Consider the following 26,998-nt stretch of genomic DNA (forward strand, 5'->3'; position numbering starts at 1 on the left):
AAAAGCTGGCGAATTGGACCTGGAAAGGTCCTCATCGCCAGCTTTTTCGTCGAAAAAATAGAACAAAATGGACAAAAATAGGTCGGATCATAGAAATCCGACCTATTTTGTCAACGGTCTGACAGCTCTTCAAAGGAAGAGCTGTTTTCGTCTATGCTTTTTTCACCCTCGGGCTTCTTGGCTTCTGGAATTTCTCGGCCTGTTTAATTTCTTTTCGTTCTTGTGACAGAGATTTATATAACGATACAATCATGAGAATCACAACGACTGAGAACGGCAGTGCGGCCAGGATGGCAGTGTTTTGCAACGCCGATAGTCCGCCTGAATACAGAAGCGCAGCAGCCATTGCTGACTGGATGATGCCCCATGATATCTTGACCGAATTCGCAGGATTCAGTGAACCGTAAGTCGTTTGCATTCCGAGAACAAATGTTGCCGAGTCTGCAGAAGTGATAAAGAATACAGCAATGAGCAACAAGGCAACGATAGATGTAATCATCGCCAGCGGGTAGTGGTCAAACACGCCAAACAGCATCGTGTCTGTAGACAGTTTTGCAACGTTGAAGGTCCCTTTTTGCTGAAGATCCATCGCTGAAACCCCGAAAATTGAAAACCATAGAAACGCCAGCACAGTAGGCGCAAACAAGACGGCAATCAAAAATTCCCTGATTGTGCGCCCCCTTGATACGCGGGCGATGAAAATACCGACAAACGGCGACCAAGAGATCCACCAAGCCCAGTAGAAAATCGTCCATGAATTGATCCATTCACGGCTGTCCGGATCATTAGGCGCAAGGCGGAAGCTCATTTGCACCACGTTGGAAATATACGTTCCGATCGTGTCCGTAAACGAGTTCATAATTAATACTGTCGGTCCGACGAACAGCATAAAGATCATCAGGACGCCGGCCAGCACCATGTTCGTATTGCTCAAATACTTGATGCCTTTTCCGATTCCGCTCCATGAGGAAATTAAGAACAGAACGGTGATGATTGCAATGATCGCCAGCTGCACCTGGAAGCTGTTCGGCACTCCGAATAGATAATGGAGTCCGCCGTTGATCTGCGTGGCGCCGATTCCGAGACTGGTCGCTACACCGACGACGGTTGCAAATACAGCGATGCAGTCAATCCCTTTTCCAAGCGGTCCGTTGACTCTGTCGCCGAAGACCGGAAACAGCGTCGCGCTGATCAAGCCAGGCGCGTCTTTTCTGAATTGAAAGTACGCGATGCAAAGGGCAACGATCGCATAGATCGCCCAAGCATGCAATCCCCAGTGGAAAAATGTATACCTCAGAGAATCTCTAAAGGCCTGGGCTGTTTCTGTTTCACCTGATGGAGAGCTAATGGCATAATGGCTGATCGGTTCAGCCGCGCCATAAAATACGAGACCAATGCCCATACCTGCGCTAAAAAGCATGGCAAACCAAGATAATCGAGAGAATTCAGGTTTTTCTTCAGGTTTCCCTAATCTGATCTTTCCGATCGGACTGAAGATCAAAAAGATGCTGAATGCGACAAACAGAGAAACCACCAATAAGTAATACCATCCGAGTGTGTTCGTAACATAACCTTGAATCGAAGTCGTTAACGCCTGAAGGTTATCCGGAGCAACGATTCCCCATAATACAGCTGCTGCTGTGATAACAATCACAATCCAAAAAACGCTTGAAATATTTTTCAAAATCATCCTCACCCTCTAATCATTTTTCGTCCTTACTCCCATCATTATGTTTAGTATGAGTTGCACATATAAAATTCATTCTCTCTCAGGAAGTTTGACCTAGCTTCCCCTATTACCCCACAATCAGGTGAAACAAAACTCTTTAACCGTAACATACTTTTCAAAAAAGGCACAAGTCTCAGCACTGCGCTGAAACTCTGCCATTCCACGTTTGTCAAGGGTTCGGAGCGATTTTATTTTTTTCTTCGGCAAAGCGAAAATTCGCCTGCATTCATGCCTGCAAGTCTGCCTGTGACAAGCGCGGATGTGATATTATACCCACCCGTATAGCCGTGAATATCGAGGATTTCTCCGCAGAAATAAAGTCCTTCCATTTTTTTAGACGCCATTTTTTTAGGATCGATTTCTTTTACGGAAACCCCTCCTCCGGTCACAAAGGCTTTGTCAAGCGAAAGGGTGCCGTTCACGTTGACGGTAAACTCTTTACAGTCTTTGACGAAAGCTCTGAAACGGTCTTTGGAAAGGGATGAAAAGGTTTCAGAAGGGTCAATCTTGTTGCGCTCGAGAAGAAACAGCAGATACCTTTCCTGCATCCAAGGCTTCAGCATGTTTTTGAGTGATTTTTTCGGAGCGTCCTTTAATTCTTTATGCATGTTTTGAAAAAGCTGTTCTTCGTGAATGTCAGGGAACAAGTCGATTTTCAGTCTGACTTTTTCCTGCTTTTTCAACTCTTTGACGACAAATTGGCTGCATCTGAGGACAGCGGGCCCAGAAAGTCCAAAATGGGTAAAAATCATATCCATTTGGTGGGTGATGACCGGTTTTCCTTTTTTGTTCAATACGCTGAGGGCGACGTTTCTCAATGATAGGCCCTGCAATGTTTTCTGCTTGATAAAAGGCTCGTCAGACGTAACCGGAACTTCTGTCGGGAACAGTTCCGTAATCGTATGGCCGGCTTTTTCCGCCCATTCATAGCCGTCTCCGGTCGATCCCGTATGGGGGACGCTTTTCCCGCCGACAGCGATAACGACAGATCCCGCTCCAATTTCTTCGCCGCTGCCTGTCACGATCCCGCACGCTTTTTCTTCATTGTATAGGACAGTTTTCACTTTTTCGTTTGTCCGCACGCTTACATGAAGCTGTTCAAGCCTTGTTAAAAGTGCATCCACTACGCTCTGCGCCTTGTCGGAGACAGGAAACATTCTTCCGTGATCTTCCTCTTTCAGCTTGACGCCCAGGCGCTCAAAAAATTTGATGATGTCCTCGTTGTTAAATTCAGAAAAAGCGCTGTACAAAAAGCGTCCGTTTCCGGGAATATGCCGGATGATCTCATCAATCGGCAAGCGGTTCGTTACATTGCATCGTCCGCCTCCCGAAATGGCAAGCTTGCGGCCGAGTTTGTTTCCTTTGTCAATCAAAAGAACGTCCGCCCCCTGTTCACCTGCCGCGATGGCGGCCATCAGCCCGGAGGGGCCTCCGCCGATGACGATGACATCAAAATACTTCATACCAATATCCTCAACTTTCCTGTCTTGTAGAGCCTGCATGCTGTGCAGGCGGGGCGGATTGATCAGATAACATCCGCGCTCCATCTTCTTATTATAACGAAAGAACGGCAGAATGAAAAAACGTTAAAACATGGGGATGTTAAAATTTAGCCATGTTATTATTACCTGAGTAATGCGCCTGTATGTTAAAATAGAAAAGTTGAATCTATTGAAGAAAAATGGTGATTGGGAACATGTCAAGCAAACTGTTAAGAGGCACCTTTGTATTAACGCTTGGTACCTATATTTCAAGGATCCTCGGAATGATTTATTTGATTCCGTTCGGAGCCATGGTCGGTGCCACCGGCGGTGCCCTGTTCCAGTACGGTTATAATCAATATACGATTTTTTTAAGCATTGCGACCATGGGGTTTCCGGCGGCCGTGTCCAAGTTTGTTTCAAAGTATAACTCGATGGGCGATTATGAAACAACGAGAAGGATGCTGCGCGCCGGAATGTCGATGATGCTCGTCACAGGCATCATTGCTTTCTCCATTCTATATTTGTCCGCCCCGTTTTTTGCGGAGATGGCCCTCGGCGGAACAGAAAACAACGGGCTAACGATTGAACATGTCGTGTATGTCATTCGCATGGTCAGTCTCGCTTTACTTGTTGTGCCGATCTTGGCGCTGATCAGAGGCTTTTTCCAAGGTCACCAGATGATGGGGCCGACAGCCGTTTCACAGGTCGTTGAACAAATTGCCAGAATCGTCTTTCTATTAACGGCTACTTATTTGGTGATCAAAGTATTAGACGGCGGGCTTGTCGTCGCTGTCGGCTATGCGACTTTTGCGGCTTTGATCGGCGCGTTCGCGGGGCTGTTCACGCTTTATTTTTCCTGGCAGAAAAGAAAAGGAGCGCTTTTGGCGCTGAAGCCGAACCTTGTTCCTTCCGCCAATATTACGTACCGGCAGATGTTTAAAGAGCTGTTCAGCTATGCCGCTCCTTACGTCTTTGTCGGGCTGGCGATACCGCTTTACCAGTACATTGATACGAATACGTTTAATAAAGCGATGATTGCAGCCGGCTATCAAAACATCAGCCAGGATTTGATGGCGATCGTGACGCTGTACGTGCCAAAGCTTGTGATGATTCCGGTATCTCTCGCGACGGCATTCGGCCTGACATTGATCCCGGCGGTGACTGAAAACTATACCAACAAAGATTTCCCTGCTTTAAACAAACAGATTGATCAGGCGATGCAGATCATTCTCTTCATCGTTCTTCCTGCATCAGTCGGTATGGCTCTTTTATCGGGTCCGGTTTACACGTTCTTTTACGGCTCGGAAAGCCTGCTCCCTGAAATGGGACGAGATATTTTGTTCTGGTACGCGCCCGTGGCGCTGTTATTCTCGCTCTTCACTGTCAACGCTGCGATTTTGCAGGGGGTAAACAAGCAGAAATTTGCGGTTGTCAGCCTGATGATCGGGATTGTGATCAAAATCGCGCTTAACGTTCCGCTCATCAAGCTGTTTCAAGGAAGCGGATCGATTTTGGCAACGGCGCTCGGCTATTCAGCGTCACTCCTATACGGATTTATTATGATTAAACGCCATGCCGGCTATTCGTATCGCAAACTGTTTAAACGGTTTTTGCTGATGCTGATCCTGACGGCGGTCATGGGCATCATGTTGCTGCTTGTCCAGGCGCTTCTCAGTCTGTTTATTTCATATGAAGGCGGGCAGATCAAATCTGCTGTCGTCATTTTCATCACAACTGCGGTCGGCGGATCAGTTTACCTGTACTTGGCTTACCGTGTGAAACTGCTCGAAAAAATCTTCGGTCAGCGGTTGAATCGCTTTTTCAAAAGAAAGGCCTCCTAAAAAGGGCTTTTCTTTTTATGCAAAAAAAGGGAGTGTCTTCATGAGATTGGATAAACTGTTGTCAAACAGCGGCTACGGGTCGAGAAAAGAAGTCAAAAAAATGCTGAAAAACGGCGCGGTGCGCGTCAATGATCAACTGATCAAAGACGCAAAAGAGCATGTAGACCCGGAATCAGACGACATCACGGTTTACGGCGAACCCGTCGTTTATCAGGAATTTATTTACTTGATGATGAACAAGCCGCAAGGAGTGCTGTCAGCGACAGAAGACAGCCGCCAGGAAACGGTTGTCGATTTGCTCAATCCGGAGCTGCTGAGGTTTGAGCCGTTTCCGGTCGGAAGGCTTGACAAGGATACCGAGGGGCTGCTGCTTTTGACGAATGACGGACAGTTGACACACCAGCTTTTATCGCCGAAAAAACACGTGCCTAAAACGTATGAAGTACATGTCGTTAAGCCGATTGATCAGGCGTCTCTCGATCAGCTTGAAAAAGGGGTCGATATCGGTGAAGGATATGTCACAAAACCGGCTGAAGCGTCGCTTTTGGAAAGCGAAAACGGCGTGGAACGTCTGCTTTTGACAATAACGGAAGGGAAATTTCATCAGGTTAAAAGAATGCTGAAGGCGGTCGGCCATGACGTCATCTATTTAAAGCGGCTGAAAATGGGGGATGTCGATCTTGATGAAGAGCTTTTGCCGGGGGAATACAGAGAGCTCTCTGAACACGAGCTTGCCGCATTGCAAAACAAAAAGACACTCTGATTCGTCGAGTGCCTGTAGAGTTGGTTTATGGAGCATCGAACTTCATCTGGTTTGATGCTTTTTTATGTTTGATGGCTGTCCTATATGATATTCAGCGCTAAAGTTCAATTTTTCAGAATATTACTATGAGGAGATTTTCACTTTTTTTCTTGTAGTCTCCCATTTGCCTCTGCTCGGGCTGTGTACTAGATCGTTGTATGCCAACACATTCAGATCACGCTGGATTGTTCTCGGTGTAGTGCCAAATTCATCAACCAGTTCCTGGGTTGTAACGAGTCCTTTTTCTTGTATGAACATGTAGACTGATTTGATCCTGGTTAGCATTCGGTTTGTTGAAGGTTTCAAACAACCACTCCCTATCGTATGATCGAATGGACTTGACTACCACAACTTACGACTCCAAAATGCAGCATGGACGGTTAGCGACCATTTCTTGAAAATGATCAATAAATATTATACACGATCTCTTTGCCAAATATCCAGAAAAAAGCCGGAGCCAAATTTATGTAAAAATGAAAATCGTGAGCAGAACATGCAGTACGATCACGTTTTTTGCTAGAAAAAATATTAAACTTTTTCTAGCTTCATACGTAATAAAAGAGAGGTGGTAAAGATGATGAAATTAAAAGTGCATATCGAAAAATCCGGTTATGAAGAAAAGGAGTCGGCGATCGAAAATATATCGTTTGCTGTGGGGGAAGGCGAGCTCGTCGGATTAATCGGACCGAATGGAGCGGGGAAAAGCACGACAATTAAAACGATACTCGGTTTAACAAGGCATATGGCCGGGCAGATTGAATGGCCTGAAACGTCGAACTATGCATACATACCTGAACAGCCCAGTTTTTACGACGAATTGACTTTATGGGAGCATATCACGGCTTTAGGGACGTTTTTGCAGGAGGACGAGTCCTCGTTTTTGCCGAGGGCGAATCGGCTCATCGAGCGATTCTCGCTCGAGCATGCGCTTCACGATTATCCGGGAAGCTTTTCGAAAGGGATGCAGCAAAAGCTGATGTTGATCCATGCTTTTCTCATGCAGCCTGATCTATATATTATCGATGAACCGTTTATCGGGCTCGATCCGATCGCAAGCCGCCTCTTTTTGGATATGCTGAAAGAAGAGCAGAAGCGGGGAGCGGGTATTTTGCTTTGTACGCATGTGCTGGATACCGCCGAGAAGATCTGTGACCGTTTTTTGCTGATTTCAAATGGCCGTCTGATGCTGGAGGGTACGCTCGAAGAGCTGCGGGAGAAAACCGGCCTTTCGGATGGCTCGCTGCTTGACTGCTTTTACTTTGCTGTAAAAGGTGCGCCCGCATGAGCGGCCGGGCGCTGTTTATCAGCAGGCTGAAAGCGGACTGTCTTTATCAGCTCCGGATCATCAAACTGGTCATCGACTGGACGGTTGCGCTGTATATTGTGCTGCCTGCGGCTGGAATCGGCGTTTATCAATATATTAAATGGCTGAATGAAGGGGCGTTTGCTTACGGATGGCAGGCCGGATTGATTGTGCTGGCTCCTGCCGTTTTTACGCTGTTTGGGTCTGTGAGGACATTTTTAATGGAAGCCGATCAGCTTTATTTGTTGCAAAAAAAGACACTCGTGTTGGACATGAAAAGGTGCGGCTATTTATATTGTCTGATTGTCCAGTTTTGCAAATGGCTGTTTACGGCGGCCGTGTTTACTCCTCTGTTCGTCAGACAATTTGGGGTTGAACTGCCTGCTTGTCTCGCCGTATTCTTTTTTTATTTCTGTCTCAATTTCTTGATCACCGTCTTGAAGAGACGGAACATCGGATGGCAGTACAAGCTGAAACACCGGGTGCTGAACGCCGGACTGATCTTTTTCGTGTGGCTGTCGGCTTGTGCAGTTGTTTTGTTGTTTTCCTGGCCGGTTGTGCTCTTGATCGGCCTGGTGCTGCCTGCGGCGGCGGTGAAGACCGCAGGCGGCATTCTCGGAAACATGTATCTATTTTATGAAGAGGTTGAATTTGATAACAGAAGAAAGCTGAGACTAGCAAAATTTTTCCTGTCGCTGAACCTGGATGGAAGCGTGCCGAAGCCGGGGAAACGAGGAGCGAAAAAGCCGCGGCTGTTCTTTAAAAAATCTCGGAACATCTTTAAAGCCCGTACAGTGCAAAATGGCCTAATGGAAATCTTTTTTAAAGTGATGCTGCGCCATCCGGACTATAAAAGACAGCTTATGCAAATGATCGGCATTTTTACGGCGCTGATAATGGTTGGACCGGTCTGGATGAAAGCAGGCGCTCTCCTGGTTTTTGTCTTCGCTTATCGAAGTCTGTTGTCCGTCCATTTTGATAAGGTGATGGAACGCGTTTTTTTGCTGGGGGCAGACAAAGAAAGCGATGCTTTTTATGAGGCCAGGCGGAATGCCATTGACTGGCTTTTCTATCCGGGATTGATCTGGTGCTGCCTCGTCATCGCGCTCAGCCTGATGCTGAAAACCCCGTCTTTTTAAAAAAGACGGGGTTCAGTCGTTTAATGCCCTTCCAAAAAGAAGAGGTGTATGAAAAAGAGAACGGCAAACACGAGGACAAGCGGATGAATCTCGCGCCATTTGCCTTTCGCGGCTTTGACAATCGGATAAGAAATAAACCCGAGGGAAATGCCTGTCGCAATAGATGATGTCAGCGGCATTGTCAAAATGACGAGAAAGGCCGGGAATGCTTCGTCAAGCTCTTTCCAGCGAATGTTGGTGACAGCGCCGATCATCATGCTTCCTACAATGATCAATGCCGGCGACGTAATCGCTGAGATGCCGGAGACCGCGCTCACAAGCGGGCTGAAAAACAGCGCCGCTCCGAAAAGCACAGCGACTGTTAAAGACGTAAGCCCTGTTCTTCCGCCTGCGGCCACCCCTGCGGATGATTCGATATAAGCGGTCGTCGGGCTTGTCCCGAACATTGCGCCGATCGTCGTCGCTGTCGAATCGGCAAGAAGGGCTTTTCTTGCATTCGGCAGTTTGTTGTTTTTCATGAGCCCGGCTTGCTCGGCGACACCGATCATCGTTCCTGTCGTATCAAAAATCGTGACGAGCAGAAACGAGAAGACAACCGAATAAAGGCCGTAGTGGATGACATCGCCAAAAGCGGCGAAAGGGTTTGTGACGATCAGTTTTTCCGGCAGATGAGGCATTGACAGAATCCCTTTGGTAAACTCAAGCTGGCCGGTAAAAAAGGCGATCAGACCGGTTAAGATCATACCGAAAAATAGAGCGCCGTTCACATTCATGACCATCAAAACGACGGAGAAAGCCAAGCCGATTAGCGCCAGGATCACTCCGGGCGAGTGCAGATTGCCGAGCCCGACCAAATTGGATTCATTGGCGGTAATGATTCCGGCTCCTCTCAGACCGACAAAAGCGATAAACAATCCGATTCCGGCGGTAATCCCGTATTTTAGATTGGCCGGAATGGCTTCGATCAGTTGTTTTCTAAGAGGTGTTAGCGATAAGATAATAAAGAGGATACCGGCCGCGAAAACAGCGCTGAACGCTGTCTGATAAGAAATTTCGCCGTTGGACGAGCCGACGACTGACACTGCAAAATACGCGTTCAGTCCCATCCCGGGTGCGATCGCGATCGGAAAGTTGGCGGCAAGCGCCATCCATAGCGTTCCGACGACTGCGGCGATGATTGTGGCAGTGAACACTTGATCAAACGGGACGCCTGTGCCGGAAAGGATACTCGGGTTGACCACGACGATATAAACCATTGTAAAGAAGGTTGTAATACCGGCCAGGATTTCTTTTTTGACTGTGGTTTGGTTTTCTTTTATGTTAAACATCATTTCCTCCAATAACGAACATTATAGCAAAACAATATCTATATTATTCGTTATCGGGTGTTTTTGCAAGGGTTTTTGGCTAAACTGAAAAAAGAAGGGGCGAAATTATGAACTGGGAACAGGAAGTGTTAAAAAGACGGAATGAGATCGTAGAGGATATTCAAGGTTTTTTAAAAATCAACAGCGTCCTTGATGAAGAGACGGCGGGTCCGGGCCGGCCGTTTGGAAAAGGAATTCAAGAATGCCTGACAGCGCTTCTCAATAAAGGGGAAGAAAGCGGGTTTACGGTCAAAAATCTTGACGGGTATGCAGGCCATATCGAATGGGGGAAAGGCGAGGAGATCATCGGCGTGCTTTGCCATATTGATGTCGTTCCGCCCGGAGACGGCTGGACGAGCGATCCGTTTGCTGCAGAAATCAGAGACGGCCGCATCTATGCAAGGGGAGCGCTTGATGATAAAGGGCCGACAATGGCTGCGTATCATGCATTAAAAATTGTCAAAGACTCCGGCCTCCCATTATCAAAGCGAATCAGAATGATTATCGGCACCGATGAAGAAAGCGACTGGCGTTGTGTGGAGCATTATTTTAAACACGAAGAGATGCCTTCAGCGGGTTTTGCACCTGATGCTGATTTTCCGATTATCTATGCGGAAAAAGGCTTGATTGACGCGGCTTTAAAAATTGAAACTGATCAAGCGGAAACAGGTGCGGACTTAACATTGGAGACATTCCGGTCCGGCCGGCGTCTGAACATGGTGCCTGATGACGCCGAAGCCGTCCTGGCGGGGTCTGCCCCATCAGGTTTTGAAGAGTCATTTGTCCGGTTTGTAAAAGAAAAGCGCGCAGAAGGGCGTATTCTTCAAGAAGGCGGCAGACTGACATTAACCGTGTACGGCAAATCAGCTCACGCCATGGAGCCTAATAACGGTGTCAATGCCGGTCTCATTTTGGCCGAGTTTTTACATGCCCAATCCCTTGACAGAGCCGGCCTCCAGTTTGTTCAAACGGTTAGCGGGGCTTTTGCAGGAGATACGAGAGGGAAAAAGATCGGCATCGGCTGCCGCGATGACATCAGCGGAGAGCTGACGTTGAATGTCGGCCGGCTGCAGTATGAACAGGAAAAAGGCGGAGAAGCCCATATTAACATCCGCTATCCTGTGACTGAAGAGAGCGATCGGGTGAAATCCGGGCTTTCGCAAATAAAGGGCGCTCGGCTGGTGAGCTTTAAAGACAGCAAGCCCCATCATGTAGCAAAAGACCATGAGCTGATCAAAACGCTGCAGCGGGTCTATGAGGAGCAGACAGGGGAAACGGCACAATTAATTTCTATCGGCGGGGCGACATATGCACGGTCACTGGAAGCCGGCGTCGCATTTGGCCCGCTGTTTCCAGGCCGGCCCGACGTTGCCCATCAGAAAGACGAGTATATGGAAATTGATGATCTGCTGAAGGCTGTATCGATTTATGCACAGGCTATTTATGAATTGGCGAAGTAGTAAAGAGAGTGATGACATGAGTCATAAGCGAGGCGTAATATTTGAAATCCCGAACGGGTACGGGCGCTTTCTTCTCGATATGCTGAAGCCGGTTGATCCGGCCTGTTTCAATTGGCTGCTTGCCGATGGCGAATGCTATCTCGTGCAAAACGGTGAATTGTCAGATGAAAATCTTTTTCCTCAAGATCCGCAGGTGATGACAGGAGAAGCATTTAAAAAAAGGCTGGAAGACGCAAGATACTATCTCATCTTCGCCGATCTGAAGGCTTTTCCGAAGGATGGCCATCCCGAAGATGTCAGCACATATGAATCATATATGAAAAGCAGCTGCGAGCTGATTGTGCTTACAGCCGATTCGAGTTTTGTCACGATATACTGCAAAGATCAAAAAAAGCAGGAGCTTCTGTATCAAAACGCAAAGGACTGCGGTTTCACGCATATTGAATATATAACGGATCACAACGATGCCAGGACAGGGATGCATGTATAGCACAACAAAGACGGCCGCTCTATAGAGCGGCTTTTTTGCTGAAAAACATTGCTGTTTTCAAGGATAACGAATATAGTAAAGGTGCGTATAGGCGTCCGAGAGGAGAGAGGCTTTTTGAAGCAGGAAAAGGAATTGCTACATGTGAAGAAACGGTTTTATTCATTTTACTTTTTGTTCTTTTTCGGTTACGGGGCATTTTATCCGCTTCTTTCCGTGTATTTAAAAGATGCCGTTCATTTGTCAGGCGGGCAAATCGGCCTGATCTTGTCGATCAGCCCCGTTGTCATGATTTTCATCCAGCCTGTCTGGGGAATCATGAGCGATTTAACGAGAAAGCCTACCGTGCTTTTGACGATGGCTTTACTGTCGACGGCTTTATTTGCCTTCCTGTTCTCACTATTCAAATCATATGAATGGCTGCTTCTTGCGATGATTTTTCTTGCTGTATTTCAAAGCGCCATCGTCCCGCTGTCCGACAGCATCGCGGTCAGTTTTTCGGAAAAATCAAAAATCCCCTACGGATCGATTCGGCTGTGGGGCGCCCTCGGCTTTGCCGCCGCCGTTTTTGTGATGGGAAGGCTTGCTGAAATTTTTCATCTTTCCGTTATTTTTTATACGTTTACTTTGTTCCTGATCGCTTCAGCTTTATTCGCTCACAGGCTTCCGAAAGAAAATAAAGCGATGAAGGTCGATTTGAAGAGCGGGATCAGAGAGTTATTCAAAATCAAAAAGTATTTGATCTTTTTGCTTGCCGCCTTTTTGATGATGGGACCTACACTTGCCCATAACATTTATTTTGGCATCTATATCAATGAAATCGGGGGCACGCTTGCGGGAGTGGGGATCGCGTTTTTGGTCGCTGCCGGCAGTGAAGCGCCTTTTATGAAAGCCGCGAACCGCTTGATTCAGCGGTTTGGAATTGAAAGGGTGCTGCTGTTTGCGGTTTTCATTTCCTCGCTTCGCTGGGTTTTTTACTACATCATGCCGTCGCTGCCGTTCGTTTATGCGACATGTATCGTACAAGGCTTTTCGATCGGACTGTTTATTCCGGCCGCGCTGCAATACGTAAGAAAGCTGGCACCCGGTCATTTGGGCGCTACAGCGATCAGTATGTACACAGCTGTCGGTAATGGTTTTGGCAACTGGTTTTGTACATTTGCCGGCGGGTTGATTTATGAACGCTATTCAGCGCTGTCCGTCTATTTGTTCTTCGGCGTTTTATCCTCTCTATCTTTCCTGTTGTTCGTGATGATCAATGTCTTTTCAAAAAAGACGGCAGCCGTGCAGACATCGGTTTCTTCATAAAAAAAGCCTGATTTCAGAACAGAAATCAGGCTTTCCTCTCTTAATCAAATTGAAATAAATCGCTTGATAAATAGCGTTCCCCTGTATCGGCTGTCATGCAGACGACCACTTTGCCGGGATGGAGCCTCTTGGCCGTTTCAACTGCGGCGAAGCAAGCGGCTCCAGAAGAAGGGCCGACAAGGATTCCTTCTTCCCGCGCCAACCTGCGCGTCATCTCATAGGCTTCTTCGTCCTTGATCTTTAAGATTTCGTCATAGACGTTTTCGTTTAAAATATTTGGAATAAATCCCGGACTTGTCCCGACAAGCTTGTGCTTTCCCGGTTTGCCCCCGGATAAAACAGGCGACCCTGCTGGTTCTGCCACATGAACGGTTATGCCCGGAAATAACGCTTTCAGCTTTTCGCCTGTCCCGGTAATCGTTCCCCCTGTCCCTGCTGTTGCAACAAATGCGGCGAGCGGTTTGCCGATTTTTTCTATTGCCCGGGCAATTTCCAGAGCGGTTGATCTCCGATGAGCCTCCGGATTGGCTTCATTATCAAACTGCATCGGAATAAAGCTGCCCGGGATTTCCCGAGCGAGCTCCTGCGCTTTTTTGATGCTGCCCGGCATTCTTTCATCCCCCGGCGTCAGGACGACCTCAGCCCCGTACGCTTTCAGAAGATTGATCCGCTCCTTTGTCATCGTATCAGGCATGACAAGGATGGCTTTGTAGCCCCTTGCCGCCGCGTTCATCGCAAGGCCGATGCCGGTGTTTCCGCTCGTCGGTTCGATGATGGTTGAACCCGGTTTCAGCAGGCCTTTTTCTTCGGCATCCACAATCATTTGGTAGGCCGCGCGGTCTTTCACGCTTCCGCTCGGATTAAAAGATTCAAGCTTGACATAAACTTGGGCCGCGTTATCGGGCTGAACGCGGTTTAACTTGACAAGGGGCGTTTCCCCGATTAATTCTGCAATATTGTGAACGGCTTTCACGGCTGTGCACCCTTTCTAAAAAACATGATTCTGTCAATATCCTATCATAAGGCCTCGGAAAGTGGAAAATAGAGAGGTTATAAGTCCTTATATTTTTTGTTAAAATATAGAGAAGACGAATGAGGAGGAAGCCATACATATGTCAGTCAAACCGCATTATTTTATAGGAATTCCAATTCCGGCGGAGCTTAGTGAGCCGCTTTATCGAACAGTCAGCAGCCGTCCGGAATTTTCTTTTCATAGATGGGTGCATCCTTTGGACTACCACATCACCCTCGTGTTCCTCGGCTCTGCTGAAGAAGAGCAGCTGGCTATGCTTGCTGACAGCCTCAAGCTGATATCTGATGAGACGGCTCCGTTTCAGATTGCCTTGAAACGTTTCGGAACGTTCGGCAAGCCGTCGGAGCCGAGAATTCTTCATGCAGAACCGGAATACTCAGCCGCTCTCTTTCACGTGAGGGAACGGGTGAAGCATGCTGCAGATGCGGCGGGATTTGAAATTGAAAAACGGCCTTTTCATCCACATGTGACGGTCGCCAGAAAGTGGAATGGATCGGCCTCTTTTAACGGCCGCCTGGAGCCTCTTGTAGACGCGGTGTCTTTTACGGCCGGGCATTTCACCATCTTTCAAACTCATTTAGACAGGCTTCCCAAATATGAGCATCAAGCCGTTTTCCATTTCGGTGAACGGCCGGCTGCAGAAAAGCAAGATTCGGAGATGAACGCAGATGGCACAGATTATTAAAATACAGGATTGTATTTCAAGGTATGAACAGGATCCTTATCATTATATCAACCAGTTTATCCGCTTGAAAAAGCAGCGCTGGCAGTCAATTAAAGAGATGGCTGAGAAAAAGAAAGACAGCCTTCATTACGATAAAGGAGCCGCCGATGATGAAACGGTCGGAAAAAGAAAGAAGACATTTACATTAAAGAGAAAAAAAGAAGCATCCGATATTAATAAAGGAAAAGAAGCCGATGAATGGTTTAACGGACTGGACGGAGAAACGGATGAAAGCTTGATCGCAAGAATTCCTGCGGCAGGGGAGGAACTCGTGTCGTTTTTCAAAGAATACGTATACGAGTTTCAGCTGAAATGGGCAAGCTCGACAATCTCTGACATATCCAGGCTTTCCCGGGAAATAAAAAGCGATAAAATCCTGCACATTTTGGCAAAGCAGCTGCCGGATTCATATTTCATCATGTATCGGCCGGTGCTGCAGGTGAATCAGGCTGCGGTAGAGCTCAGCGTCTTGATTCTCACGCCTCTTGAGATCTGCTGTATATCATTTCTCGAAGGCGAGAAGGACAGCGCATTTATCGGTTCCAAAGATCGTTTTTGGAAAGAAAAAACGGTAAGGGGCAAGGAACGGTCACTATTAAATCCGGCTGTCGAACTTCTCAGGACAGGCACGGTTCTTTCCGGCTTGTTAAAGGGATCGGGGATTGAACTGCCTGTGCGCAAAGTCATTGTCAGCCGGACATCGTATATCGATTATCCGGAACCTCCTTACGGAATCGACATTTGCGACAAAAGACACTGGAAAGAGTGGCTGGAGAGGCAGCAAAAGAACTTCGCCCCGATTAAAAGCCAGCAGCTGAAAACGGCGAAAATTCTGTTGTCGCACGGCGTCTCCGACTCGATGCGGAGACAGGAATGGCTGAGCTGACCGCCAGAACGTTATCCCGGCTTTTTCATACTATAAAATGGAGAATGGAATCATGAGCGATTGGTATATCATCATAAATCCAAAGGCGGGAAATGCGACGGCCTTCAGAGTATGGAAATCATTGCAGAAAGACCTTCAAAAGGCAAATATATCGTACCGCTCATTTATGACCCAGCATCCCGGGCATGCTGAAGTGTTGGCAAGGCAAATATCAACGATACAGGATGACAGGCTGAAGCGTCTGCTGGTGATCGGCGGGGACGGAACTGTCCATGAAGTGCTCAACGGCTTAGTCAGCTTGCGGGACATTCAGCTGAGCGTCATCCCGTCGGGCTTAAATAATGATTTTAAACGCGGCTTTGCCGTGAAAAAATCGAATGTCATCAAGGAAATGAAGCGAAAAGGGCAATCGCTGACCCGGACCTATGCCCTCGGAAGCTTTCATACGAAAGACAGTGAAAACGAACTTTATTTTGCCAATCATCTCAGCCTAGGATTTGATGCCTGCGCCGTCAAAAAGATGACTGCTTTGCCGAAATGGACGGCTGCTCTCAGGCTGAATCATGTGATTCAGCCGCTGATTTTCTTTGTTACGGCGTTTACGTTTAAACCGTTTGTTCTTTCGTATGAGAACGGGGATGACAAGCGTACGTTTAAAAAAATCTGGTTTGCGTCGGTTTCAAATCACCCCTACTATGGCGGAGACATGAAGGTAGCACCGAACGCGAATCCGCGGGATGAGTTTTTAGACGTGATCATTATTGAAGACCGCTCCGTCCTGAAAAAAGCCGGCCTCTTGTTTGCGATGATATTCGGCAAACACATCGGCAAAAACGGTGTTACGGCGTTTAAGACGAAAGAAATTTATTTTCATACGAATGAGCGGGTGCTCTTTCAAGCGGATGGAGAGGTGATCGGCTGGGCGCCCGTTTTCATCAAAACAGGGACCGAATCTCTTCGGTTAAGAGCATAAATCTTTCGAATGAAGGAGAGACTGAGATGCCGGGTATCAGCCGCCCTTTTGAAGCTTATCTCGATGAAATGAGAACGATCACTGTTTTAGTTCCGAAGAGCCGCGCGTCAAGCTGCAGCCCCCCTTTTCTGCTTGAAGATGATCAAGGAGAGAGGATAGAGCTTTCGGTAAAAGCGACGGAGGAGCTTGGGGAGAAATTCAAGTATGTTCTCGAAAGCAGCCGCCTCGTTCCATTCGGAAGAGTTCATAAAGTATGGTGTGAAGAAAGCGTCTGGACAGACCTGCAAATCGGTTCTGTTACGCGAAGTGCGGCGTTTGACAAGGCTTTTTTTTATGACGGCCGTCTCGGCGCTTTTTATTCACACGAGCGTACTTTATTTAAGGTATGGGCGCCGACCGCGAGTACGGCAGCGATCGAGCTGGAGAGCCCTGATTCGCTTCAAACAAATACTTTTCAAATGATGCGCAGAGAAAAGGGTGTTTTTGAGGTAACGGTCGAAGGCGATCTGAACGGCTGGTCCTATTTATATAAGCTTTATGTAAACGGGATGCCGTTATTGACCGTCGATCCTTATGCGAAAGCTGTTACGGTAAACGGGGAAAAGGGCGTTGTAATAGATCCTGAGGAAGTCAAAGTGGAAAAATACCGTGCGCCAAGCCTTCACAGTCCGTGTGATGCGGTTATATATGAGGTTCACATCCGCGACTTTTCGATTCATGAAGACAGCGGTATGCGCCATAAAGGCAAATATCTTGCTTTTACAGAGGACGGAACTGAAACGTCCGGCGGCTTCTCAACGGGAATTGCCTATTTGAAAGAGCTCGGCGTCACCCACATCGAGGTTCTGCCCTTTCACGATTTTACCGGAGTTGATGAGCTGTCAACTGACCAATCTTATAATTGGGGCTATAACCCTATTCACTTTAATGCCCCGGAAGGAAGCTATTCGCTCGATCCGCAGAACCCCAAAAGCAGAATCACCGAGCTGAAAACGATGATTCAGACGCTGCACAAACACGGCTTCTCCGTGATCATGGATGCGGTATATAATCATGTGTACAAGAGGGAAACATCCCCCTTTGAAAAAACGGTTCCCGGGTATTTTTTCAGACATAATGAATACGGTTTTCCAGCCGACGGAACAGGCGTCGGAAATGACATTGCTTCTGAGCGGCTGATGGTGCGAAAATATATTCTCGATTCTGTCCGCTATTGGCTTGAAGAATATGATGTCGACGGAATTCGTTTTGATTTAATGGGCATTCTTGATATTGAAACCGTCCGCCAAATCAGTAAGCTTGCCGAGAATGTGAAGCCGGGCGCGCTCCTGTTCGGAGAAGGCTGGGATTTAAATACCCCGCTTGAAAGCGGGCAAAAAGCAACATTGCAAAATGCCGGAAAAGTTCCAGCGGTCGGCTTTTTTAATGATCGGTTCAGAAACGCAGTCAAAGGGAGTACATTTGAGCTTAGTGACCGCGGGTATGCTTTAGGGGACACGGGGAAAAAAGCTGAGCTTCAACATGGAATTGCCGGCTCACCGGGATTCTTGCCGCCGCCACAGTCAATCAATTATGTGGAGTGCCATGACAATCATACGTTTTGGGATAAGATGGCCTTCTGTTCGGAAGAAGATGCCTGCACAAAACGGCTCAGGCAAAGGCTCGCGCTGTCGATCGTCCTGCTTTCGCAAGGCGTTCCGTTTCTTCATGCCGGGCAGGAATTTTGCCGAACAAAGAATGGGGACAGCAACAGCTACAGGTCGGGAGATGGCATCAACAGGCTCGATTGGGAAAAGCGGGCGGGGCTTTGCGAGGATGTCGAATATGTGCGCCGGCTGATCCGGCTGCGGAGAAGCCATCCCGCCTTTCGTCTGCAAAAAGAGGAGGAAGTCAAGGAACATCTTTCTTTTATGAGCGGTACAGGAGAGGTGACGGCATACAAGCTCAAGAACATTGCAGCATTTGATTCCTGGAACGAAATCATAGTGGTGCATTGTCCGTCTGCAAAAAAGGAAACGCTCGAGCTGCCCGCTCAGAAACAGTACTTGCTGCACTGCGATCCTTTTACGTTTTTCAATGGGAAGGTTCAAGCGGAAAAAAGGCTTCGGCTGAACGGCATCGGAACCTACGTTCTATATGAACCAAAAGGGATTTTTTAGTTTTGCTTGACGAAGTTTGGCGTCTAGCGCTAAAATTTAAAAGACGGCTATTGTTTAGCACAAATGACTCTCAATAGCCGTCTTTTTATTTGAATATAAATAGACGACAATACAAGCGGTTTGCTGCCCGCTCTAGGGAGCAGATGCTTTTTAAAATCTTTTAATGAAATGATGGGTTGAAAATCGATATGAACTGGTTGGGACAATTACTAGGTAGCGAATGGGAGATTTCCCCCGCAGGAGGAGCTACAGGAGACGCATATTATGCAGAACATAATGGACAGCAGCTTTTTTTAAAGCGCAACAGCTCTCCTTTTTTGGCTGTCCTGTCCGCGGAAGGAATTGTTCCTAAGCTCGTTTGGACAAAACGAATGGAAAACGGGGATGTGATTACAGCACAGCACTGGCTCAAGGGAAGAGAACTGAAGCCGAAGGATATGAACAGCCAGGCGGTGGCTGAGATGCTTCGGAAAATTCACAGCTCCAAAGAGCTTTTAGACATGCTGAAGAGACTCGGCAAACAGCCTTTTCAGCCAAGCTCTGTAATCACTCAATTGAAGCAGTTTATCCAGGCCCGGCAATATCCGATACCGCAGCTTGACCAAGCCCTTTTGTATCTGGAGCACCATCTCGAAGATGTACAGTCCGGAGAAAAGGTCGTCTGTCACTGCGATGTGAATCATAACAATTGGCTTCTTACAGATCAGAACCAGCTTTATTTAATCGATTGGGATGGAGCGATGATTGCAGACCCCGCGATCGATCTGGGGCCGCTTCTTTATCATTACGTTGAAGAGCGGGAATGGGGAAGCTGGCTCGAACGCTACGGCTCTTCGTTAACGGACAATCTCAGGCTGAGAATGGCCTGGTACGTATTGGCGGAAAAAGCAATGACAACGCTCTGGCAAAAAGCGAAAGGCAATCAGGAAGGCTTTCACCAAGGGCTGGAACAGCTTCACGTATTAATGAAGCGTCTCGCCGGGACTTCATGAAAATGAGTCGATATCTTCCACCCATTGCGTGAGATGATCCTGGTGTTCCTGAATGTGGCTGTTGATCGAAGCGGACGATTTTCCCCTCTGGCTGTACAAATAAATGTCTTCGAGAACGCCTTTCAGGCCGGCGTCAAGATTCGTATTTGCCATTAAAGACTTGATAATCCGCTCCACCTGTTCGCACTCAGCGACGGTTCCGGTGCAGTCTGCCTGATGGTCTGAGAGAATGTCTTTTAATAGATGAATCTGATTTTGCTGATTTAAGCCCATAATATTGGCACTTCCCTTCATTCTCGGAGTATATGGATTAAAATGTTCAGAAAGCTGTAATTTATACGCGAAAGACCCGGAGGCCGATCTTCGGTCTTTTTTGCTTTGGAAGAGGCCTTGCGGGATTCGCGCATTTCATGGTATGTTGTAAGACGATATAACAGATAGAGGTGTAAGTACATGCGAATGCGTCACAAGCCTTGGGCGGATGACTATCTGGCTGAAAACTCTCATATTGTGATCAGCGAGCCGTCTCAATACAAAGGGAAATGGCATTCCGTTTTTGGAAATGACAACCCGATTCACATTGAAGTAGGAACCGGAAAAGGGCAATTTATTTCAGGAATGGCCCTGCAAAACCCGGATGTAAACTATATCGGAATCGAATTATTTAAAAGCGTCATCGTAACCGCTGTTGATAAAGTAAAGCAGACAGAGGCGCCGAATGTAAAGCTTTTGAACATCAATGCCAATATGCTTTCAGACGTTTTTGCAGACGGGGAGATCGACCGGGTCTATTTGAATTTTTCCGACCCGTGGCCGAAAAAGCGCCATGCAAAGCGCCGTCTGACCAATCAAGCGTTCTTGAAAAAATATGAGCAGGTGCTCGGAGGCAAGGGAGCGATTCATTTCAAAACCGATAACCGCGGATTATTTGAGTACTCCCTTACCAGTTTTTCCGAATACGGACTCGTTTTGACGTTCGTCAGCCTTGATCTGCATCAAAGCGATTTTGAAGGAAACGTGATGACCGAATACGAAGAAAAGTTCGCCGCTAAAGGCCAGCCGATCTACAGAGTCGAAGCTGAATGGCGAACATAAAAAACAGACTGCTTCCGGCGGTCTGTTTTTTTGCTTTCAAATGAAGCTTCGGGTTGCGTTTTTTGCTACGATAGGAGGAGGAGGGATGATCATGGAAACTTTAACAATCGGACGAATCAAGCTGACATGGCTGAACGGAGGCGTCACGCACATGGACGGAGGCGCCATGTTCGGCGTTGTGCCCAAGCCGCTTTGGTCAAAAAAGTATGGCGCCAATGAGAAAAATCAGATCGAACTGAGAACAGACCCTATACTAGTTCAGAAAGACGGCGCAAATCTGCTGATCGATTCCGGTATCGGGCACGGCAAACTGACGGATAAACAGAAACGAAATTACGGGGTCACCGAAGAATCGTCAATTGCTGACTCGTTAAAAGCACTCGGGCTCTCAACGGAAGATATCAACGCCGTTCTGATGACACATCTCCACTTTGACCATGCATGCGGATTGACGCGCTATGAGGGAGAAAGCCTTGTTTCCGTGTTTCCGAATGCAGCGATTTACACGTCTGCGATCGAATGGGAAGAGATGAGAAATCCGAATATCCGCTCCAAAAATACATATTGGAAAGAAAACTGGGAAGCGGTTCGGCATCAAGTGAGGACCTTCGATGAGAAGCTTGAAGTTTTGCCCGGAATCACGATGCATCATACAGGCGGTCACAGCGACGGCCATTCCGTGATCGTTCTTGAGAATGCCGGCGAAACGGCCCTTCATATGGCTGACATTATGCCGACGCATGCCCATCAAAATCCTCTCTGGGTGCTGGCGTACGACGATTATCCAATGACATCGATTGCGGCGAAGCAAGCATGGCAGGCGAAAGCCGCCGAGAAAAATGCCTGGTACATTTTTTACCATGACGCCATTTACAGGGCATTAAAATGGGATGAAAACGGCGAGATTGCAGAGTCAGTAAAAAGAGAAAGGCGCTAAGCTATTTTGGTGAATGGTTTGCTTTGATGTTATCCATCCTAAGGATAACTAACTTGTGAAAGGAAGACGACCGGTGAGCCACAATAAACTGAATGAACAAGTGATCGAGACGCAATTAAGAGGATTTGAAGTCCTTGCGACGCCCCTGCTGAACAAAGGGGTTGCCTTCCCTCCAGAGGAAAGGGAAGCTCTCGGCTTGACAGGATTGCTTCCTCCCAAGGTGCTGACGCTTGAAGAACAGGCAAAACGGGCGTATAAACAGTTCCAATCACAGCCTGATGACTTGAGCAAAAACGTCTATTTAACGGCGCTTCATGATCGAAATGAAGTGCTGTTCTACAGGCTTCTGAACGACCATATGACAGAAATGTTGCCGATTGTATATACCCCGACTGTCGGAACGGCAATCCAGCAATACAGTCATGAATACAGGAAGCCGCGGGGGCTGTTTTTGTCGGTTCATGACCCTGAAGGCATGAAAACGGCATTTGAAAATCTGGCCGCTAAAAAAAGACGGATCGATTTAATCGTGGCCACTGATGCTGAAGGAATTCTCGGAATCGGGGATTGGGGAGTCGGAGGCATCGCCATTTCGATCGGAAAACTCGCCGTTTATACTGCGGCTGCGGGCATCGATCCTAGCAGGGTCCTTCCCGTTATCATTGATGCGGGGACGAACCAGGAAAGGCTTCTCAATGATCCGCTTTATGTCGGGAATCAGCATTCAAGAATAAGAGGCGAGCGTTATGAATCGTTTATTGATCAATACGTTCAAATCGCAACCGAGACGTTTCCAGGCGTTTTGCTGCATTGGGAAGATTTCGGAACGCAAAACGCCCGTCAGATTTTGAAAAAATACAAAGACAAAATTTGCACCTTTAACGACGACATTCAAGGCACAGGAGCAGTAACCCTCGCAGCGGTGCTTGCGGCCGTCAAAATATCGAAAATGCCCTTGAAGGATCATAAAGTGGTCATATTCGGAGCGGGGACGGCCGGAATCGGCAACGCAGAGCAAATTCGCGCCGCTCTCGTTCAAGAGGGGGTGTCGGAAGAGGAATCATACCGCCGTTTTTGGTGTGTAGACCGGAACGGTTTGCTGACAGATGATATGAACGACTTGCAGGACATTCAAAAGCCGTATGCGCGGCCTGCCGACGAGGTCAAAGACTTCAGCCGGAACGGCCCGGGGGATACAATCGATCTGCTTGAGGTAGTAAAACAAGTGCAGCCTACCATTTTGATTGGAACCTCTACTGTATCGGGCGCATTTACAGAAGAAATCGTAAAAGAAATGGCGAAGCATGTGAAACGGCCGGCTATATTCCCGATGTCCAATCCGACACCGTTATCTGAAGCAAAACCTGAAGATTTGATCAAATGGACGGAAGGACGGGCGCTCGTCGCCACGGGAAGCCCGTTTGCACCTGTCGATTACAACGGTACCCGTTATGCGATCGGCCAGGCGAACAATGCCTTTGTATTCCCCGGTCTCGGTCTCGGAACGCTTGTATCAAAAGCAAGGCTGATGACGGACAACATGTTTTACGCCAGCGCAGCTGCGATCGCGGGCATGGTTGATACCGGCCGGCCCGGCGCCGCGCTCCTTCCGGAGGTTGAGGATTTGCGAACGGTTTCCGCAACAGTGGCAACGTCTGTCATCAAAGCAGCCATAAAAGACGGAGTTGCAGAAAATGAGCCGGACGATGTGATTCAAGCGGTGCAGGATGCGATGTGGCATCCGGTCTACCGGCCGATTCGCTCCATATAAAAAAATGCGGCCTGAAATGGCCGCATTTTTTTGGATGCTATGCTGCGGTATCAATCACATCTACGATCATGCCTGTTTTTGCATCAACCATGACTTCGTACTGTTCAAGCTCTCCGAAAGCGGAACGGGTAATGCCTGTTTTGTACACCATGACGGTTTCGCCGTTTACGGTATAGGCTTCCGGAACGGTATATATCCATGAACCGTCGATCGGGCCTCTCTGTTTAAAAGCGGACTTGACGATGCGCAGCGCTTTTTCAGAAGAAATGTAAGGCTGCATGACATATTGTTTGACAACAACGGCCGCGGCAATGCCGATGCCGGCCCCAAGAAGAAAATGGCGCAGTTTCATCTATTCAGCACCTCCAAAGCTTGTTTTTTTCATTATACAGAACATGTCCGTCCGTGTTAAGGATGGGCTCTCTTCTGGAAACACATCGCACACTTATGTAAAATGTAGAGAGATACATAAGAAAAGAGGGAAACAGATGAATCAGGAAACGAGAACGCTTTTTCAAACGCTGACGGAGCTCCCTGGCGCCCCGGGAAATGAACATCTAGTCCGTCGTTTCATGAAAAAAGAGCTTGAAAAATATGCTGATGAAATCATCCAGGACAGACTTGGAAGCGTGTTCGGCGTTAAACATGGACCTGAAGGCAGTCCGAAAATTATGGTGGCCGGCCATATGGATGAAGTGGGATTTATGGTTACATCAATCACAGACAACGGACTGCTCCGGTTTCAAACGCTGGGCGGCTGGTGGAGCCAGGTTTTATTGGCTCAGCGGGTGGAAATCCATACGGACAACGGACCGATTCCCGGCGTCATCGCGAGCACGCCTCCTCATCTTTTGACAGATGAGCAGAGGAGACGTCCGATGGATATCAAAAACATGATGATTGATATTGGTGCGGATGACAGGGAAGATGCCGAACGAATCGGTGTCAAACCAGGCCAGCAAATCGTGCCGATCTGTCCGTTTACCCCGATGGCAAATGAAAAGAAGATCATGGCGAAAGCATGGGATAACCGCTACGGCTGCGGCCTCAGCATTGAATTGCTGAAAGAACTGCAGGGAGAAGAACTTCCGAACACGCTTTACTCAGGTGCGACCGTCCAGGAAGAGCTCGGCACAAGAGGCGCGCAAACTGCGGCCAATATGATACAGCCTGACTTGTTTTTCGCGCTTGATGCAAGTCCGGCAAACGATGCGAGCGGCGACAAAAGTCAATTTGGCCAGCTTGGCAAAGGAGTGCTGTTAAGGATTTTCGACCGGACGATGGTGACGCACAGCGAAATGAGAAATTTTGTGCTGGATACGGCAGAGACTCATGACATCCCGTATCAATATTTTGTTTCCCCTGGAGGAACCGATGCCGGCCGTGTTCACATCTCAAATGAAGGTGTTCCTTCGGCCGTGATCGGTATTTGTTCAAGATATATCCATACATCTGCTTCCATTATCCACGTTGATGATTACCTTGCTGCCAAAGAATTGCTGCTCAAGCTTGTCAAAGCTTGCGACAGCTCTGCCGTACAGTCGATTTTGCGAAATGATTGAACAAAGAGACCCTGTGCCGTTTTACGCACAGGGTCTCTTTTTGATGATACAGCTACCGGCTTTCAAATACGTACGACAACGATTTAATCGCCTGATTGACAGTTTCTACGGTAATGTTCGCTTTGTTTGACAGTTCTTTTAACGGATGATGGAGTGACTCAGGACGGATGATGATCAGCGGCTTGCCTTTGGCAATCGCGTATGAAGCATCCATCGCCGTGTTCCATTGCTTGTATTTTTCCCCGAAAAGAGCGATGACCACATCCGCCTTGTTCATTAAAACAGAAGTTCGAAAATTGTTCAAATCCGAGGCTGCATCATCTTTCGCGATCGAATCAGCCTGCTTGCCCATAATTTCTTCACCGATGTTGTCGGAGCGGTCGTGATGTTCCATCGGTCCGACAAATGTGATCGGCAGCTTGAGCGATTTTGCTTTTTCCTTCACTTCTTCGCGCCAATTGCTATGTATTTCTCCGGCAAGATAAACGATAAATTCCATACATGCTCCTCCTGACTGTCATGGGATCATGGCGCAAGGCGCCTTAACGGATATTTTTACCCTATTACTTACCATGTTAAACGAGAATGGCTTGATAAAGCAAAAAAATTATGCTTATGATATGAAAGAGGATCGGATCGTTAAGATTTTCCCTTTTTAAAACGGGTAAGATACATAAAGAATCGTCCATCTTTTAAAAAAGCCGGCGGACAGCAAAAGGCTGGCGATAGAGCCGGTTGTCTGGTATGATCCGAATGGATGATAAGAACATATATTGGAGGCGTTGAGTGATGAAAACGATCGAGACGAATGAAGAACTGCAAAAAGTTGTGAAAGACGATTTATCCTTGCTGATGTTTTCGGCTGACTGGTGTCCGGACTGCCGTTTTGTAGAACCGTTCTTGCCTGAGCTTGAAGCGAACTATCCGGAATTCACATTCTATTATGTTGACCGCGACAAATTCATTGATACGTGTGCGGAGTGGGACATTTTCGGAATTCCGAGCTTCCTCGTATTTAAAGAAGGCAACGAAATCAGCCGCTTTGTCAGCAAAGACCGGAAAACGAAAGAGGAAATTGAGCAATTTTTGACAGATTCACTGAATAAGTAGCCGAAAGGAGAGTTCCCCTATGAAAATGACGTCAAGGAAACTTTCCGATATATTAAAAAAACGTTTGCAAAATGACAACTGGTCCTTTCATTTCGACAGGGAAAAAGACACCTTGAGAATCGAGGATCAAAACACTGGGAAAGGCATTACACTTGAACTCCCGGGGATCATCGCCAAATGGGAGCAGAAAAAAGATGATGCGATTGACGAAGTCGTCTATTATACTGAGGAAGCGCTCAATGCCATGAAAGGCCAGTCGCAGGAAATGGAAGGGCGGGAAAGTCTCATCTATCCCGTCATCCGCTCGACTTCCTTTCCCGAGAAGTCCAGCGCAGGCGTTCCCTTGGTTTTTGACGGCCACACGGCTGAAACACGAATTTACTACGCGCTCGACCTTGGCAACACATACCGGCTGATCGACGAAAAAATGCTTGAAAAAGAGGGCTGGACAAAGGAAAGGATTCGAGAAACGGCTTCCTTTAACCTTCGCTCGCTCCAAACCGTTGTCAAAGAAGACGCGGTCGCCGGCAATCACTTCTACTTTTTCAGAGCAAATGACGGCTATGACGCCAGCAGGGTGTTGAACGAATCGATTCTCGCAGAGTATGAGAAAAGCGCGGAAGGGACACTGGCGGTGTCAATCCCGCACCAGGATGTGCTGATTATTGCCGACATCCGCAACAATGCCGGATACGATATTCTCGGGCAAATGTCGATGAGCTTTTTTGCAAACGGCACAGTGCCGATCACTGCGCTTTCTTTCCTTTATGAGGATGGAAAGCTTGAACCGATCTTTATTCTGGCTAAAAACCGCCCTAAAAAGAAATGATAGAAAG

The 26,998-nt window shown here is 47.6% G+C and carries 26 protein-coding genes; 18 read left to right on the forward strand and 8 right to left on the reverse strand.

Annotation, left to right across the window (positions count from 1 at the left end; genetic code table 11):
- Positions 1-151: 151 nt before the first annotated feature.
- Positions 152-1,687, reverse strand: coding sequence for a glycine betaine transporter OpuD (gene opuD / locus MST20_RS12395; protein ID WP_165428709.1), 1,536 nt, complete (start codon positions 1,685-1,687; stop codon positions 152-154).
- Positions 1,688-1,917: 230 nt separating this feature from the next.
- Positions 1,918-3,192: a BaiN/RdsA family NAD(P)/FAD-dependent oxidoreductase gene (locus MST20_RS12400; protein ID WP_165427828.1), complete on the reverse strand. Its 1,275-nt coding sequence runs from the start codon at positions 3,190-3,192 to the stop codon at positions 1,918-1,920.
- A gap of 233 nt (positions 3,193-3,425) precedes the next feature.
- On the opposite strand from MST20_RS12400, the gene MST20_RS12405 reads away from it, so the two are divergent.
- Both MST20_RS12405 and MST20_RS12410 read left to right on the forward strand, forming a co-directional pair.
- Positions 3,426-5,054, forward strand: a complete 1,629-nt coding sequence (locus MST20_RS12405; protein ID WP_243942588.1) for a putative polysaccharide biosynthesis protein — start codon at positions 3,426-3,428, stop codon at positions 5,052-5,054.
- A 40-nt stretch (positions 5,055-5,094) separates the two neighbouring features.
- Positions 5,095-5,817 carry a pseudouridine synthase gene (locus MST20_RS12410; RefSeq protein WP_243942591.1) on the forward strand — a complete coding sequence of 241 codons (723 nt, stop codon included), beginning with the start codon at positions 5,095-5,097 and terminating at the stop codon, positions 5,815-5,817.
- Between the two features lie 123 nt (positions 5,818-5,940).
- Here the strand turns inward: MST20_RS12410 and MST20_RS12415 are convergent, their stop codons facing one another.
- Complete coding sequence (locus tag MST20_RS12415; protein WP_003184500.1) at positions 5,941-6,162, reverse strand: DeoR family transcriptional regulator; 222 nt, start codon at positions 6,160-6,162, stop codon at positions 5,941-5,943.
- 271 nt (positions 6,163-6,433) lie between these two features.
- On the opposite strand from MST20_RS12415, the gene MST20_RS12420 reads away from it, so the two are divergent.
- Together MST20_RS12420 and MST20_RS12425 are read left to right on the forward strand one after the other, a co-directional pair.
- Positions 6,434-7,141 (forward strand): ABC transporter ATP-binding protein, encoded by a 708-nt coding sequence (locus MST20_RS12420; RefSeq protein ID WP_377905252.1) that lies wholly within the window; start codon positions 6,434-6,436, stop codon positions 7,139-7,141.
- Entirely contained in the window at positions 7,138-8,298 is a 1,161-nt protein-coding gene (locus MST20_RS12425) for an ABC transporter permease (RefSeq protein WP_243942592.1), read from the forward strand. The genes MST20_RS12420 and MST20_RS12425 overlap by 4 nt, the downstream gene beginning before the upstream one ends.
- A 20-nt stretch (positions 8,299-8,318) precedes the next feature.
- Here the strand turns inward: MST20_RS12425 and MST20_RS12430 are convergent, their stop codons facing one another.
- On the reverse strand, positions 8,319-9,626 hold the full coding sequence (locus MST20_RS12430; protein WP_243942595.1) for an NCS2 family permease: 1,308 nt from the start codon (positions 9,624-9,626) through the stop codon (positions 8,319-8,321).
- A gap of 107 nt (positions 9,627-9,733) precedes the next feature.
- Here MST20_RS12430 and pepV point away from each other — a divergent pair, with 107 nt between their 5' ends.
- The 3 genes from pepV (at position 9,734) to MST20_RS12445 (ending at position 12,920) form a co-directional block, all read left to right on the forward strand.
- Complete coding sequence (gene pepV, locus MST20_RS12435; protein ID WP_243942597.1) at positions 9,734-11,125, forward strand: dipeptidase PepV; 1,392 nt, start codon at positions 9,734-9,736, stop codon at positions 11,123-11,125.
- A 16-nt stretch (positions 11,126-11,141) separates the two neighbouring features.
- A complete protein-coding gene (locus MST20_RS12440; protein ID WP_243942599.1) occupies positions 11,142-11,615 on the forward strand; it encodes a DUF2691 family protein in 474 nt (157 codons plus the stop codon).
- Positions 11,616-11,729: 114 nt separating this feature from the next.
- Positions 11,730-12,920: an MFS transporter gene (locus MST20_RS12445; RefSeq protein ID WP_243942601.1), complete on the forward strand. Its 1,191-nt coding sequence runs from the start codon at positions 11,730-11,732 to the stop codon at positions 12,918-12,920.
- 40 nt (positions 12,921-12,960) lie between these two features.
- On the opposite strand, the gene cysK is transcribed toward MST20_RS12445, so the two are convergent.
- Positions 12,961-13,893 carry a cysteine synthase A gene (cysK, locus tag MST20_RS12450; protein ID WP_243942603.1) on the reverse strand — a complete coding sequence of 311 codons (933 nt, stop codon included), beginning with the start codon at positions 13,891-13,893 and terminating at the stop codon, positions 12,961-12,963.
- Positions 13,894-14,032: 139 nt separating this feature from the next.
- Here cysK and thpR point away from each other — a divergent pair, with 139 nt between their 5' ends.
- The 5 genes from thpR to MST20_RS12475 all read left to right on the forward strand — a co-directional run bounded on the left by thpR (position 14,033) and on the right by MST20_RS12475 (position 19,687).
- Positions 14,033-14,638, forward strand: coding sequence for an RNA 2',3'-cyclic phosphodiesterase (gene thpR, locus MST20_RS12455; protein WP_243942605.1), 606 nt, complete (start codon positions 14,033-14,035; stop codon positions 14,636-14,638).
- On the forward strand, positions 14,622-15,563 hold the full coding sequence (locus MST20_RS12460) for a hypothetical protein (RefSeq protein ID WP_243942607.1): 942 nt from the start codon (positions 14,622-14,624) through the stop codon (positions 15,561-15,563). The genes thpR and MST20_RS12460 overlap by 17 nt, the downstream gene beginning before the upstream one ends.
- Positions 15,564-15,615: 52 nt before the next feature.
- Positions 15,616-16,536 carry a YegS/Rv2252/BmrU family lipid kinase gene (locus tag MST20_RS12465; RefSeq protein ID WP_243942609.1) on the forward strand — a complete coding sequence of 307 codons (921 nt, stop codon included), beginning with the start codon at positions 15,616-15,618 and terminating at the stop codon, positions 16,534-16,536.
- A 26-nt stretch (positions 16,537-16,562) separates the two neighbouring features.
- Positions 16,563-18,695 carry a type I pullulanase gene (gene pulA, locus MST20_RS12470; protein WP_243942611.1) on the forward strand — a complete coding sequence of 711 codons (2,133 nt, stop codon included), beginning with the start codon at positions 16,563-16,565 and terminating at the stop codon, positions 18,693-18,695.
- Between the two features lie 188 nt (positions 18,696-18,883).
- Positions 18,884-19,687, forward strand: a complete 804-nt coding sequence (locus tag MST20_RS12475) for a phosphotransferase family protein (RefSeq protein ID WP_165427814.1) — start codon at positions 18,884-18,886, stop codon at positions 19,685-19,687.
- Here the strand turns inward: MST20_RS12475 and MST20_RS12480 are convergent.
- The gene (locus tag MST20_RS12480) at positions 19,682-19,960 is read right to left on the reverse strand and encodes a YtzH-like family protein (protein ID WP_075751912.1); all 279 of its coding nucleotides are present in this window, start codon (positions 19,958-19,960) and stop codon (positions 19,682-19,684) included. The two genes, MST20_RS12475 and MST20_RS12480, sit on opposite strands and share 6 nt — an antisense overlap.
- Positions 19,961-20,140: 180 nt before the next feature.
- Between MST20_RS12480 and trmB the strand changes: the two genes are divergently transcribed.
- The 3 genes from trmB (at position 20,141) to MST20_RS12495 (ending at position 23,490) form a co-directional block, all read left to right on the forward strand.
- On the forward strand, positions 20,141-20,782 hold the full coding sequence (trmB, locus tag MST20_RS12485; protein ID WP_243942613.1) for a tRNA (guanosine(46)-N7)-methyltransferase TrmB: 642 nt from the start codon (positions 20,141-20,143) through the stop codon (positions 20,780-20,782).
- Positions 20,783-20,873: 91 nt separating this feature from the next.
- The gene (locus tag MST20_RS12490; protein ID WP_243942615.1) at positions 20,874-21,719 is read left to right on the forward strand and encodes a YtnP family quorum-quenching lactonase; all 846 of its coding nucleotides are present in this window, start codon (positions 20,874-20,876) and stop codon (positions 21,717-21,719) included.
- 73 nt (positions 21,720-21,792) lie between these two features.
- Positions 21,793-23,490, forward strand: a complete 1,698-nt coding sequence (locus MST20_RS12495; RefSeq protein WP_243942617.1) for an NAD-dependent malic enzyme — start codon at positions 21,793-21,795, stop codon at positions 23,488-23,490.
- 37 nt (positions 23,491-23,527) lie between these two features.
- Here the strand turns inward: MST20_RS12495 and MST20_RS12500 are convergent, their stop codons facing one another.
- Positions 23,528-23,842 (reverse strand): PepSY domain-containing protein, encoded by a 315-nt coding sequence (locus tag MST20_RS12500; protein WP_020452616.1) that lies wholly within the window; start codon positions 23,840-23,842, stop codon positions 23,528-23,530.
- A gap of 136 nt (positions 23,843-23,978) precedes the next feature.
- On the opposite strand from MST20_RS12500, the gene MST20_RS12505 reads away from it, so the two are divergent.
- A complete protein-coding gene (locus MST20_RS12505) occupies positions 23,979-25,052 on the forward strand; it encodes a M42 family metallopeptidase (protein WP_243942619.1) in 1,074 nt (357 codons plus the stop codon).
- 52 nt (positions 25,053-25,104) lie between these two features.
- Here MST20_RS12505 and MST20_RS12510 read toward each other — a convergent pair whose 3' ends face one another.
- Positions 25,105-25,551 carry a YtoQ family protein gene (locus MST20_RS12510; RefSeq protein ID WP_165427810.1) on the reverse strand — a complete coding sequence of 149 codons (447 nt, stop codon included), beginning with the start codon at positions 25,549-25,551 and terminating at the stop codon, positions 25,105-25,107.
- A gap of 290 nt (positions 25,552-25,841) precedes the next feature.
- On the opposite strand from MST20_RS12510, the gene MST20_RS12515 reads away from it, so the two are divergent.
- Together MST20_RS12515 and MST20_RS12520 are read left to right on the forward strand one after the other, a co-directional pair.
- The gene (locus tag MST20_RS12515) at positions 25,842-26,162 is read left to right on the forward strand and encodes a thioredoxin family protein (RefSeq protein WP_003184462.1); all 321 of its coding nucleotides are present in this window, start codon (positions 25,842-25,844) and stop codon (positions 26,160-26,162) included.
- Positions 26,163-26,181: 19 nt separating this feature from the next.
- Entirely contained in the window at positions 26,182-26,991 is an 810-nt protein-coding gene (locus tag MST20_RS12520) for a DUF1444 domain-containing protein (protein WP_243942621.1), read from the forward strand.
- The last annotated feature ends 7 nt before the right edge of the window (positions 26,992-26,998 follow it).

This window comes from Bacillus sp. B19-2 (assembly GCF_022832475.1).
Lineage (GTDB): Bacteria > Bacillota > Bacilli > Bacillales > Bacillaceae > Bacillus > Bacillus paralicheniformis.

Excerpts from the sequence above, each read along its gene's own strand:
- MST20_RS12400 (WP_165427828.1), bottom strand. The coding sequence starts at position 3,192 with ATGAAGTATTTTGATGTCATCGTCATCGGCGGAGGCCCCTCCGGGCTG.
- MST20_RS12405 (WP_243942588.1), top strand. The coding sequence starts at position 3,426 with ATGTCAAGCAAACTGTTAAGAGGCACCTTTGTATTAACGCTTGGTACC.
- MST20_RS12410 (WP_243942591.1), top strand. The coding sequence starts at position 5,095 with ATGAGATTGGATAAACTGTTGTCAAACAGCGGCTACGGGTCGAGAAAA.
- MST20_RS12420 (WP_377905252.1), top strand. The coding sequence starts at position 6,434 with ATGAAATTAAAAGTGCATATCGAAAAATCCGGTTATGAAGAAAAGGAG.
- MST20_RS12425 (WP_243942592.1), top strand. The coding sequence starts at position 7,138 with ATGAGCGGCCGGGCGCTGTTTATCAGCAGGCTGAAAGCGGACTGTCTT.
- MST20_RS12430 (WP_243942595.1), bottom strand. The coding sequence starts at position 9,626 with ATGTTTAACATAAAAGAAAACCAAACCACAGTCAAAAAAGAAATCCTG.
- pepV (WP_243942597.1), top strand. The coding sequence starts at position 9,734 with ATGAACTGGGAACAGGAAGTGTTAAAAAGACGGAATGAGATCGTAGAG.
- MST20_RS12440 (WP_243942599.1), top strand. The coding sequence starts at position 11,142 with ATGAGTCATAAGCGAGGCGTAATATTTGAAATCCCGAACGGGTACGGG.
- thpR (WP_243942605.1), top strand. The coding sequence starts at position 14,033 with ATGTCAGTCAAACCGCATTATTTTATAGGAATTCCAATTCCGGCGGAG.
- MST20_RS12460 (WP_243942607.1), top strand. The coding sequence starts at position 14,622 with ATGGCACAGATTATTAAAATACAGGATTGTATTTCAAGGTATGAACAG.
- MST20_RS12465 (WP_243942609.1), top strand. The coding sequence starts at position 15,616 with ATGAGCGATTGGTATATCATCATAAATCCAAAGGCGGGAAATGCGACG.
- pulA (WP_243942611.1), top strand. The coding sequence starts at position 16,563 with ATGCCGGGTATCAGCCGCCCTTTTGAAGCTTATCTCGATGAAATGAGA.
- MST20_RS12475 (WP_165427814.1), top strand. The coding sequence starts at position 18,884 with ATGAACTGGTTGGGACAATTACTAGGTAGCGAATGGGAGATTTCCCCC.
- MST20_RS12480 (WP_075751912.1), bottom strand. The coding sequence starts at position 19,960 with ATGGGCTTAAATCAGCAAAATCAGATTCATCTATTAAAAGACATTCTC.
- trmB (WP_243942613.1), top strand. The coding sequence starts at position 20,141 with ATGCGAATGCGTCACAAGCCTTGGGCGGATGACTATCTGGCTGAAAAC.
- MST20_RS12490 (WP_243942615.1), top strand. The coding sequence starts at position 20,874 with ATGGAAACTTTAACAATCGGACGAATCAAGCTGACATGGCTGAACGGA.
- MST20_RS12500 (WP_020452616.1), bottom strand. The coding sequence starts at position 23,842 with ATGAAACTGCGCCATTTTCTTCTTGGGGCCGGCATCGGCATTGCCGCG.
- MST20_RS12505 (WP_243942619.1), top strand. The coding sequence starts at position 23,979 with ATGAATCAGGAAACGAGAACGCTTTTTCAAACGCTGACGGAGCTCCCT.
- MST20_RS12510 (WP_165427810.1), bottom strand. The coding sequence starts at position 25,551 with ATGGAATTTATCGTTTATCTTGCCGGAGAAATACATAGCAATTGGCGC.
- MST20_RS12515 (WP_003184462.1), top strand. The coding sequence starts at position 25,842 with ATGAAAACGATCGAGACGAATGAAGAACTGCAAAAAGTTGTGAAAGAC.
- MST20_RS12520 (WP_243942621.1), top strand. The coding sequence starts at position 26,182 with ATGAAAATGACGTCAAGGAAACTTTCCGATATATTAAAAAAACGTTTG.